At 62.8% G+C, this 10,110-nt stretch carries 12 protein-coding genes; 1 reads left to right on the forward strand and 11 read right to left on the reverse strand.

The window, feature by feature from the left end; genetic code table 11:
- The 11 genes from rraA to VNZ93_RS09310 form a co-directional block, all read right to left on the reverse strand.
- Positions 1-508 (reverse strand): ribonuclease E activity regulator RraA (gene rraA, locus VNZ93_RS09260; protein WP_325703325.1); only part of this gene is annotated, 508 nt, incomplete at its 3' end.
- Positions 509-559: 51 nt separating this feature from the next.
- Positions 560-1,264 carry an ABC transporter ATP-binding protein gene (locus VNZ93_RS09265; RefSeq protein WP_325703328.1) on the reverse strand — a complete coding sequence of 235 codons (705 nt, stop codon included), beginning with the start codon at positions 1,262-1,264 and terminating at the stop codon, positions 560-562.
- Complete coding sequence (locus VNZ93_RS09270; protein WP_325703331.1) at positions 1,257-2,012, reverse strand: ABC transporter ATP-binding protein; 756 nt, start codon at positions 2,010-2,012, stop codon at positions 1,257-1,259. The genes VNZ93_RS09265 and VNZ93_RS09270 overlap by 8 nt, the downstream gene beginning before the upstream one ends.
- A 56-nt stretch (positions 2,013-2,068) precedes the next feature.
- Positions 2,069-3,325 (reverse strand): ABC transporter substrate-binding protein, encoded by a 1,257-nt coding sequence (locus tag VNZ93_RS09275; RefSeq protein ID WP_325703334.1) that lies wholly within the window; start codon positions 3,323-3,325, stop codon positions 2,069-2,071.
- A gap of 16 nt (positions 3,326-3,341) precedes the next feature.
- Positions 3,342-4,286 carry a branched-chain amino acid ABC transporter permease gene (locus VNZ93_RS09280; RefSeq protein ID WP_325703336.1) on the reverse strand — a complete coding sequence of 315 codons (945 nt, stop codon included), beginning with the start codon at positions 4,284-4,286 and terminating at the stop codon, positions 3,342-3,344.
- Entirely contained in the window at positions 4,283-5,134 is an 852-nt protein-coding gene (locus VNZ93_RS09285; protein WP_325703339.1) for a branched-chain amino acid ABC transporter permease, read from the reverse strand. Before VNZ93_RS09285 ends, VNZ93_RS09280 begins: the two co-directional genes overlap by 4 nt.
- A 7-nt stretch (positions 5,135-5,141) precedes the next feature.
- The gene (locus VNZ93_RS09290) at positions 5,142-6,020 is read right to left on the reverse strand and encodes a polysaccharide deacetylase family protein (RefSeq protein WP_325703342.1); all 879 of its coding nucleotides are present in this window, start codon (positions 6,018-6,020) and stop codon (positions 5,142-5,144) included.
- Positions 6,021-6,022: 2 nt separating this feature from the next.
- The gene (locus tag VNZ93_RS09295; RefSeq protein WP_325703345.1) at positions 6,023-6,727 is read right to left on the reverse strand and encodes a fumarylacetoacetate hydrolase family protein; all 705 of its coding nucleotides are present in this window, start codon (positions 6,725-6,727) and stop codon (positions 6,023-6,025) included.
- The gene (locus VNZ93_RS09300; protein WP_325703348.1) at positions 6,724-7,623 is read right to left on the reverse strand and encodes a polysaccharide deacetylase family protein; all 900 of its coding nucleotides are present in this window, start codon (positions 7,621-7,623) and stop codon (positions 6,724-6,726) included. The genes VNZ93_RS09295 and VNZ93_RS09300 overlap by 4 nt, the downstream gene beginning before the upstream one ends.
- Before the next feature lie 63 nt (positions 7,624-7,686).
- Positions 7,687-8,343 (reverse strand): isochorismatase family cysteine hydrolase, encoded by a 657-nt coding sequence (locus VNZ93_RS09305; protein WP_325703351.1) that lies wholly within the window; start codon positions 8,341-8,343, stop codon positions 7,687-7,689.
- A 6-nt stretch (positions 8,344-8,349) separates the two neighbouring features.
- A complete protein-coding gene (locus tag VNZ93_RS09310; protein ID WP_325703354.1) occupies positions 8,350-9,585 on the reverse strand; it encodes an alpha/beta hydrolase family protein in 1,236 nt (411 codons plus the stop codon).
- A gap of 271 nt (positions 9,586-9,856) precedes the next feature.
- Between VNZ93_RS09310 and VNZ93_RS09315 the strand changes: the two genes are divergently transcribed.
- Positions 9,857-10,110 (forward strand): GntR family transcriptional regulator (locus VNZ93_RS09315; protein ID WP_325703357.1); only part of this gene is annotated, 254 nt, incomplete at its 3' end.

Consider the following 10,110-nt stretch of genomic DNA (forward strand, 5'->3'; position numbering starts at 1 on the left):
TCCCGGTGACTTTGGACAAGTCGAGTTCCGACGGGGTCACGAGAACGCAGTCACCGTCAGCGTAGACCCACGCCCCGGTAACAAAGCGCGCGCCGCCGAATGCGACAGGCACGCCGTGGTGACCCGTCACGGTCAGCCAGCTCCGGCGCGCCGTCGTCCCCAATGCCTTCACACCGAAGTCGAGCAGGTCGATCCCGACCGAATCCCGGATCGCACCGAAGATGACCGCGCCGATCCAGCCGTTGCGGACGCCGACCTCGGCCACCCGGTCGCCCATGACACCGACGCGAAGCGACCCGCCCGCATCGACGACCAGCACCCGCCCGTTTCCGGGCTCCTGCAGCGCTTCGAGCACCGGCAGGTGATTTTCAAAGGTCTTCACCGTAACGCAGGGGCCATAGAAGCTCTTGCGCTGGCCGAAGCTGCGGAACTGAAGCTCGCAAACATCCAGCGACGCATGGTGAATGTCAAAGATGTCGGCGGTGACAATGGACTTCTGCTGGCTCAAGGTGTGATCCTGATACGATGATGCCGGACAAGCGGCCGGCGAAGTAGACGGCTAGTGAACACCCAGATAGTCGAACAGGCGCTCCGGCTCCTTGGCGAGCTCCTTGGTGACGCCCTCATAGACGATCTTGCCGGTGTCGAGGACATAGATCCGCTCGGACGTGGCAAGCGCGCTGTACAGATTCTGCTCGACCAGCAGGATCGAAAGCCCCGCCTTGCGAAGATCGATCACGATCTCCTCGAGATGCTGCACCATCACCGGCGCAAGTCCCTCCGACGGTTCGTCCATCAGGATCAGCTCGGGGTCGATCATCAGCGCACGGCCGACCGCGAGCATCTGCCGCTCGCCGCCGGACAGCTGGCCGCCGCGATGGTGGCGCCGCTCGGCAAGCCGCGGAAACAGCTCGAACACCTTGTTCATGGTCCAGCCTTCGGTCGCCCGCGCCGACTTCAGCAAGGTCAGATGCTCGGTGACAGTGAGCGAGGGAAACAGTCGCCTTCCCTGCGGCACGATCGCAATCTTGCGGGATGCAATGTCGTGCGGCCGCTGTCCGACCAGTTCCTCGCCGCGCCAGCGCACACTGCCCGACCGCACCTGCGGCGGCGACAGGCCCATGATCGAGCGGATGATCGTGGTCTTTCCCATGCCATTGCGCCCGAGGAGCGCGACCACCTCACCCGGAGCAACATTCAGCGACACGCCATGAATGACGTGAGCTTCGCCGTAGTAACTGTGCAGGTCACGAACCTCAAGCATGACGCGGCGTTCCCAGATAGACTTGCTGCACCGTCTTGTTGTGCCGGATCGCCTCCGGATCCTCCTCGACCAGGACACGGCCTTCGTGCAGGCAGGTCACGAAATCGGCGAGCCCGAGCGCCAGCGCCATGTCGTGCTCGATCAGGATCAACGTGAGGTCGCGCGGTAACGCCTTGATGATATCGGCGACCACGGTGCGTTCCGACGGCGAGAGTCCGGCGGCCGGCTCGTCTAGCAGCAAGGTCGTCGGATTCGTTACAAGAGCGAGCGCAATTTCAAGCTGCCGCTGCTCGCCGTAGGACAGTTCCTTCACCACCGTGTCGAGGCGATGATGCATGTCCGCGGACTTCAGCGCGGCGGCGATCCGCTGGTCCTCGCTTGCGCTGGTCTTAGGCGACCCGAACAGCGAAAACTTGTTCGGCGACAGGCCGCGGATCCCCAGCACCATGTTCTCGACCACGGTCAGCGTGGGGAACAGGTTGGTGATCTGGAAGGTGCGCGAAATGCCGAGCTTGGCGCGCCGGTGCGGCGGCAGCTTGGTGATCTCCTGGCCGTTGAAGACCACGCGGCCGGCCGTCGGCGGAATGACGCCGGTGATCGCGTTGAACAGCGTCGTCTTTCCGGCGCCGTTCGGACCGATGATGGCGCGCCGTTGGCCACGCGGGACGACGAGGCTGACCCCGTCGACTGCGCGCAACGCGTCGAAGGCGACAACCACGTCGGTCAAAGTGAGAATGTTTTCTGTCACGAATCCAGATCGCCTAAGGGAGGCGCGGCACATGCCGCGCCTCCGGTTTCACGTGGTCAGCCCTTCTTGATGCCCTGGAAGGTCCGGGAATAAGGCGGCTGCTTGAGATAGGTTGCCGGGTCGTATTTCCAGAACTGCGAGACGTCCTTGTAGGTCTCGATCGGCACATTCCAGAACTTGCCGTCCGGACGCTTCATCACCTTGCGAATGTAAACGTCATAGATCGGGTTGCCGTAGGAATCGAGCTTGACCGTCGTCCCAAGCGGAGATCCCGTAAGGTCGGTCTTGAGCACGGTATCGACGAGCGCTTCCTTGCTCGGGATCTTTCCGCCCATGCTCTTGATAGCTTCGGAGACCCACATTGCGCCCGAAAACATCGAGAAGCCGTAAAGCGACGGGATCTTCTGAAACTTAGCGGTGTAGTCGTCTACGAACTTCTTGGTGACCGGAACGGTCGAGCCTTCCGCGAAATGCGCCGGCGACACGATGCCTTCGCACTCGTCACCGAGCGTACGGATGACCGACTGATCGGTTGCGTTCATCGCGCCCAGCACCGGAATCTTGCCCTTGAGGCCGAAACTGGCGAATTGCTGGATGAAGCGCGTAGCGTCGGCGCCGGTCTCCATCGCGAACACCGCATCGACCTTCATGTTGGCGAGCTGGCCGAGGTAGGGGCTGAAGTCTGCAGTATTCAGCGGATGCCAGAACTGCTGGACGATTTCCCCACCGCCCTCGGTGAACACCTGCGCGAGACCACCGCACTGTTCGTGACCGAACGTGTAGTCCTGGCTGATGGTGGCAATGCGCTTGTAGCCCTGCTTGAGCGCCCAGTCGCCGAGCGGATGAGTGAACGCGCTGGCGGAGTAGCCGGCGACCCGCACCACGTTCTTGATGCGCTGGCGCTGCGTGAGGTCGTCCGCCGCAATGATCGGAATGAAGTACGGCGTGCCGTTGCCCTTCACGTAGTTGGCGACGGCAAGGCCCGTATTGGCGAGCAGGTTGCCGATCAGGAAATCGACATTGGCCTGCTCGACAAGACGGCGGGCCTTCTGCAGGGCGGTGTCGGGATTCGAGGCATCGTCCTCGACGATCAGTTCGACCTTGCGGCCCGCGATCTCGCTGCCGATCGAGTCGAAATAGAACTGGGTGCCCTCGACCATTTCGCGACCGCCGGATGCAACGACACCGGTGAGCGGAGCCAGCAGCCCCACCTTGATCGGAGCGCCCTGCGCGAACGCACGCTGCGGCAGCGTGCCCAGACCGCTCAGCACCATTGCCGAGGTTGTGGTCTTCAAAAATTGCCGTCTATCCATGACGCGATCCTTCCCTTTAGGAAACCGAGGACTTCGAACGACTTACGCGCCCCAGCAGCGCACGCACTTTCCCGACTAGACCTTCCGGCGCGAGAATCATGATCAGGATGAAGGTGATGCCGAGCACCGTCTGCCAGCGCTCGGTATGAGAGGAGACGATGTTCTCCAGCGTGATGATCGCCGCGGCGCCGACGAAGGAACCGAACAGGGTTCCGACCCCCCCGACAATGGTCATCAGGAGGCCCTCGACCGACTGCGCAAGCGCGACCGTGGACGGACTGACGAAGTTGTTGAAGAAGGCGTAGATGCCGCCCGCAACGCCGGCGAAGAAGCCCGACACGGTGAAGCCGATGAACAGGTGCAGCGGCACGTTATAGCCGAGGCTTCGCATGCGGCTCTCGCTGTCGCGGATCCCGCGCAGCGTCAGCCCGAACGGCGAACGTACAAACCGCCAGATTGCGAACGAAATGACAGCCGTCACAGCCAGCACGACCCAGTAGAAGGTCTTGTGATCGTAAAGGATCGCCGGCCGGATATCGCCGCGCAGGCCGTTTTCGCCGCCGGTGACCTGGGTCCACCGCAGGCAGATGCCCCAGACGATCATGCCGAGCGCGAGCGTCAGCAGCAGGAAGTAGACGCCGGAGGTGCGCACCGCGAGCAGCGCGAACACCGCCGCGACCACGGCCGACGCAAGGATGCCCATCCCGAGCGCGAACACGGGCGAGGATCCCTGCGACACCAGATAGATCACGACGTAGGTCGATACCCCGAAGATCGCGCCGTGACCGAGCGAGGTACGTCCGGCGAAACCGGCGAGAATGTCGATCGACATGGCGAGAATGCCGAAGATCAGCACTTCGGTTGCAAGCCCGACCTGGTAGGTGGACAGGACCAGCGGCAGCAGCGCGGCGACCGCGACCGCAATCGCGCCGATGGTGAGAGTGCGCGTCGCCTGTGTCATGTCGCTTTTCCAAACAAGCCGAGCGGACGGAAGGCCAGCAGCACGGCCATCGGTCCGAAGATCACGAAGTAAGCGAGTTCGGGGAACATCACCTGTCCGAACGTGTTGAGGAGCCCGACGAGGAGGCTGCCGACAGCGACACCGGCAAGGCTCCCTCGCCCGCCTATGATGACGACAGCGAGACTGAAGACGAGAATTTCCGCATCCGCCGAGGGATAGAGCGACAGGAAGGCGCCGCCCATCAGTCCGCCGAGGCCCGCCAGCGCCGAGCCGAGCAGAAACGTGAACAGGAACACCATGCGGATATTGACACCCGAAGCCTCGACCATTTCCGCATCGTCCACGCCGGCGCGGATCAGGGCGCCGAGTCGCGTCTTGTGCAGCAGCAGCCACAGCAGGATGAACAGGATGATGCCGACGAGAAGAACAAACAGCCGGTATTTGGGATAGAAAATCCCGAAGAAGGTGACAGCGCCGCGCAACGGCTCAGGGATCGGCACGGTGAAGCTGTCGCCGCCCCAGATCACGAGGGCCATGTCGTTGAGGACAAAAGCCACGCCCAGCGTCAGCAGCACCTGGCGCAGGTCATTTCCGCGGACGAAGCGTAGCAGCCCCTGGTCGAGCACAAAGCCGATGAAAGCGACGCCGGCCATCGCCGCCATGCCGGCCAGCAGGAAACTGCCACTCTTCACGCCGACCGTGTAACCGATGTAGCCGCCGATCAGATACAGCGCGCCGTGGGCGAGATTGACGATCCTGAGCAGTCCGAAAATCAGCGTGAATCCGCTCGCCACCACAAACAGCAGCGCCGCGAATGTCAGACCGTTGAGAACCTGAAAGGTGGTCATCCCGAACTCACGGAGCCTTGGGGCCGTTTGCGATGAACCAGTCGTAGATCTGGCTGCCGGTCATGAAAGCCACATCAGGCTTCGACCGGATCTGCTCGAAGATCCTGCGGAAATACTTGGTCCGGTGCGGCGCGCCCATGATGTAGGGGTGGATCACGATGGCCATGATCCGCGCCGAGTCGGCGGCGTCCTCGTAGATCTGCTCGAACTGGTCGATCGCGCGATCGTAATATTCCGACGCCTTGTGATGCTGGATCAGCATCATCGCGACGTCGTTGCATTCCTGGGTGTAGGGAACGTTCACGATCGGCTTCGTCCGCGTCTTCAGCCACACTGGCTGGTCGTCGAGCACCCAGTCGCAGACATAGTCGTAGCCCTCTTCGGCGAGGATATCGGGCGTCTCCCAGGTCTCGGTCAGGCCCGGCCCAAGCCAGCCGCGCGGCGGCTTGCCGGTGGCCTTGACGATGGCCGCATTGGTCTTGCGGATGTCCTCGCGCTCGTTCTCCACCTTCTGCATGTTGCGCTGGGTGAAGCCGTGGCCCATGAACTCCCAATTGCGTTCAATAGCCGCTTGCGTGATCGCGGGATAGGCCGGGATCGCCGAGCCGTTGATCGCAAGCGCGGCCGGCAGCTTGAAGTCGTCGAACACCTTGAGCAGGCGCCAGAAGCCGACGCGGTTGCCGTACTCATGCCAGGCCCAGTTCGGGATGTCCGGGCTCGGCGATCCGCCGGCCGGCGGGGTGAGCACCGTGCGCGGCATCGGCTGGGTCGCGTCCCATTCCTCGACATTCACGATCACCCATACGGCCATGCGCGCGCCGCCCGGAAGTTTCAGCTTCGGGCGCTGGCTGATCGCCGAATAGGAAATGCGTTCGGTCGGCAACATGCTCAATCCTCCGGCGGGGCAATGGAAATGCGCAACGGCGTCAGGCCTTCGATCGCGACTTCGATCACGTCATCCGGCACCACGGCGCCGACGCCTGCCGGCGTGCCGGTGTAAATGAGATCGCCCGGCGCAAGCTTCACCTGGCGCGACAACTGCATGACGATCTCGGGCACATTCCAGATCATCTGCGCAAGATCGCCACGCTGGCGCTCCTGTCCGTTGACAGACAGCGTGAGCGCGCCCTGCAGGCGATGTCCACCAGAGGCGGCGGGCGTGATCGGCCCGCACGGCGCCGATGCATCGAAGCTCTTGCCGACTTCCCAGGGCAGACGCATGTCGCGGGCGTCGCGCTGGCGGTCGCGCCTCGTCAGGTCGATTCCGGCGGCATAGCCGAAGACATGATCGAGCGCGGTGTCGGTGCCGATGTCGCGGCCGGGCTTGCCGATCGCAATCACCAGCTCGCCCTCGAACTGGAAGTCGGAGGTGAGCGGCGGATACGGCACGGCCTCGTCATGCAGCACGATGGAGTCGCGCGGCTTCTGGAAGAAGAACGGCGGATCGCGCTCGTCCGCTTCCTTCATCTCGCGGATGTGCTCCACATAATTGCGCCCGACGCAATAGATGCGCCGCACCGGAAACTGGCCGCCGCCCTCGACCGGGACGACGGTTTCCTCGATGGCCGGGATCACGTAGGACGCCACGCTCAAGCCACTCCGAACTTCACGTCGCGGGTCGAGGTGTACCAGTCGAGGATCTGCTCCCCGTTCCAGTGCAGCACGCCATCGAACTTGTTGACGTAATCGTATATCGCTTCCAGCGCCTTGATGCGGAACGGCTGGCCGCTGATGTACGGGTGGATCGCCACCGAGATAAACTTTGCGCGGTCCTTGCTCTCTTCGTAGAGGCGGTCAAAGCTTTCGGTGAAGCGCTTGTAGAGATGGTCGCTTTCGTGATGCTGGACGATCATCATCGGAATGTCGTTCAACTCGACGGTGTACGGCAGCGTGACCAGCGGCCCCTTTTTGGTCCTGATCACCGTCGGCTCATCGTCATAGACCCAGTCGCCGATATATTTCACGCCAGCTTCGGCAAGGTTCTCGGGCGTATCAAGCGTCTGCGTCAGTCCCGGTCCGAGCCAGCCGACCGGACGCTTGCCGGTGAACTTCTCGATCACGTCCATCGACTTGAAGATCATGCCGCGCTGATCCTCGATCTTGTGGATCGGTCCCTGCTCGTAGGCGTGTCCCATGAACTCCCAGCCGAGATCGCGCGCTTCGCCGGCGACGCGCGGATAGTCTTCGCAAACCCGTGCATTGATCGACAGCGTCGGGCGGATGTTGAGGCGCTTGTAGAGATCGAAGAAGCGCCAGCAGCCGACACGCATGCCATATTCATGCCACGACCAATTCGGCACGTCCGGCAAAAGCGGCTGGCCGGTCGGCGCCGGGATCACCTGGCGCGCCATCGGCTTGGAAATGTCCCAGACCTCGTAGTTCACGATGGTCCAAACCACGATGCGGGCGCCATTCGGCAGCTTGAGCGGCGGCCGATCGACAATCGCGGAAAAGTCGGCGCGCTCGTTTGGGATCATCGGATCAGACATGGCACTTACCCTCGGAATTCTGGCGGTCACTGTTACAGGTCACGTTACAGATCGCGTTACACGTCACGCCGGCCTCGAAATCTTTTGCGGCGAAGCGGCGCCGACGGCCGCTAGGGCTTCGTCGCTGTTCATGACCTGCCCGAAAGCTCTGCCGATGATCTTGAGCGCCGCGTCATGGAACTCGGGACCGTCCATGCTGTCGACGCAATCAGACACAACGACCACCGCAAAATCGCGGCAGCAGGCCGCGGCCGCGGTCGCGATCACGCAGGAACTCGTATTGACGCCGGTGATCAGGACAGTGTCCACCCCGTGCGCGCGCAGCGATAGGTCGAGGTCGGTCGCCGTAAAGCAATCGTAGCGCTTCTTCGCATCGATGATGAAATCGCGCTCGTCGAGCAGCGTCGGCATCACCTCGCATCCCGGCATGCCCTTGATGTTGTGCGACAGCACGTGCTTGCGCGGGTTGTTCGGGTCTTCGCCCCGGTGCCGCCAGGCCGGATTGAGGCGGATCTCGGCGGCATCGCGATAGGTCGCAACGCAATGGAACACCGGAATTCCGGCGGCGCGCGCCTTTCCAAGGAATCGCTCGTTCGCCGCCACCACCCGCGCCGCGGCATCAGCCGCGAGCGGCATCGTCGCCACCGCCATGTCGAGATGGCCGCGATGCAGATCGATCGCCACGATGCCGGGTCTCGGTGACTTGATGCCCTGGATCATCTGCCCTCAGATCAGCGGGTTGTATGACGTCTTGAGCAGCTTGCGCTGATCGATGCCGAAGCGGTCGGCCAGCCAATCGGCTAGGATTTCCTGCCCGATCGTTGGATTGTCGTGCTGGCAATGTTCGGCGCCAGTCTCGTCCGGCTCAAGGATGCGAAGCGTCGCATCGACGCCGTGTTTTTTCGCATAGTCGTAAGTCTTGCGGGCCGCCGACACGGTCAGGACGTCGTGGCCGCCGTGCATGACGAGATACGGGCATTTCATGTTTTCCAGGTGCCCCTCGAGCGTGAAGGGCTTCATGATCTCATGCGCCTCCTTCATCGTCCTCGCGCCGAGCACCCATCGGATATGCATGGCGAGGCCGAAATCGTCGCCCTTGTTGCCCCACATGTCATGCACCGACCAGATCGCGCCGTGCGAGATCGCGGCCGCGAGGCGATATTCGTAGCAGGCCGCGCGCGCCGCGTAATAGCCGCCCATGCTGGAGCCGCAGACGGCAATGCGCGCGGGATCGACGTCGTCGCGCTGCACCAGCCAGTCGATGCATTTGCCGATCGGCACTTCGGTATCGGGCCGGCTGACGATCTTGTGCCGGCGCAAGGTGCCCCCCTGCCCGGGCCCGTCGATCATCAGCACCGAAATGCCGCGCTGCAGGCAGCCATGCGCCTGCATGAACCACATCTCGTCCTTGATGGAATCGAGGCCGCCCATGCAGATCAGCACCGGCAATCGCTCGCCGGGAAACGGAGCACGCACGAAATAGCCGCAGATCGGCTTGCCGTCTTCGTAGGGGATGTCGACCACCTCGCCCGGCGGATTCAGATACGAAATGAACTTGTGCGAACAGGCTTCCATTTTCTCGAAGGTCGGAAGCCGCCGCGGGTCGTCGGGCTGCAGATGAAATTCGGCCTGGCGATAATAGTCGGCCCCACGCAGGAAGCAGTTCATCGCGGTGCGGATATGGCCGGCCTTTTCTTCCGCAAGACCGCGCTGCCAGTTGCGGTCGGCGATCCGCATCCATTCAGCGTGCCAGCTTTCGAGGTCGCCGGGGATCATCCGCGAGGCCGCCATCAGCACCTCGCTGACCGCCCCGCCCCCTTCCTGGGTCTCACCGAGGCCGCGCCGGAATTGATACGAGAGCCAAGGATGCTCGGGCCAGTGATGCCAGCCGAACGGTTCGTAATGGGGACCGCGGTCCGCGGTGATCTGATCGATCGTGTCGTCGGCCAACTCGTTGCTCAACTTCGCAGCTCCGCTACCCCGTACGCTTGACGGCTATCGTTCGACGCGCAGAGCCCTGAGTCAAGCACAATGTATACACTTGCCGACATCAATTTAGGCAATGGCGCACTGTTTATTAGTCATTCGGCTACATTGACGCGGCAAGTGTACTCACTTTAGCATTCGAACGAAGGGACGCGACCCTATGCCCCGCGACAGGACCAGGCCGAGTGAGATTACTGACGACGCCGCTTCGGCGGGTTCGCGCAGCGGCACGCGGTCGTTGTCGGTCATGGATCAGTTGCGCGAGTCCATTCTCAGCGGGGAATACGAGGCCGGGCGCCGGCTGAACGAGGTTCATATCAGCCAGGCGCTGGATGTATCGCGAACCCCAGTGCGCGCAGCCTTGCAGGCGTTGGCGGGCGAAGGACTGCTCGACTATGCGCCCAATCGCGGTTTCACGGTCCGCGTCTTTCAATTGACGGAGGTTGTCGACGCCTACGAAATCCGCGCGGTGCTCGAGGGCGTGGCGGCGCGCTTTGCGGC

The sequence above is a fragment of the Pseudorhodoplanes sp. genome (assembly GCF_035565795.1).
In the GTDB taxonomy this organism is placed as follows: Bacteria; Pseudomonadota; Alphaproteobacteria; order Rhizobiales; family Xanthobacteraceae; genus Pseudorhodoplanes.

Coding starts and splice junctions, on each gene's coding strand:
- VNZ93_RS09265 (WP_325703328.1), bottom strand. CDS start 1,264: ATGCTTGAGGTTCGTGACCTGCACAGTTACTACGGCGAAGCTCACGTC.
- VNZ93_RS09275 (WP_325703334.1), bottom strand. CDS start 3,325: ATGGATAGACGGCAATTTTTGAAGACCACAACCTCGGCAATGGTGCTG.
- VNZ93_RS09280 (WP_325703336.1), bottom strand. CDS start 4,286: ATGACACAGGCGACGCGCACTCTCACCATCGGCGCGATTGCGGTCGCG.
- VNZ93_RS09285 (WP_325703339.1), bottom strand. CDS start 5,134: ATGACCACCTTTCAGGTTCTCAACGGTCTGACATTCGCGGCGCTGCTG.
- VNZ93_RS09290 (WP_325703342.1), bottom strand. CDS start 6,020: ATGTTGCCGACCGAACGCATTTCCTATTCGGCGATCAGCCAGCGCCCG.
- VNZ93_RS09300 (WP_325703348.1), bottom strand. CDS start 7,623: ATGTCTGATCCGATGATCCCAAACGAGCGCGCCGACTTTTCCGCGATT.
- VNZ93_RS09305 (WP_325703351.1), bottom strand. CDS start 8,343: ATGATCCAGGGCATCAAGTCACCGAGACCCGGCATCGTGGCGATCGAT.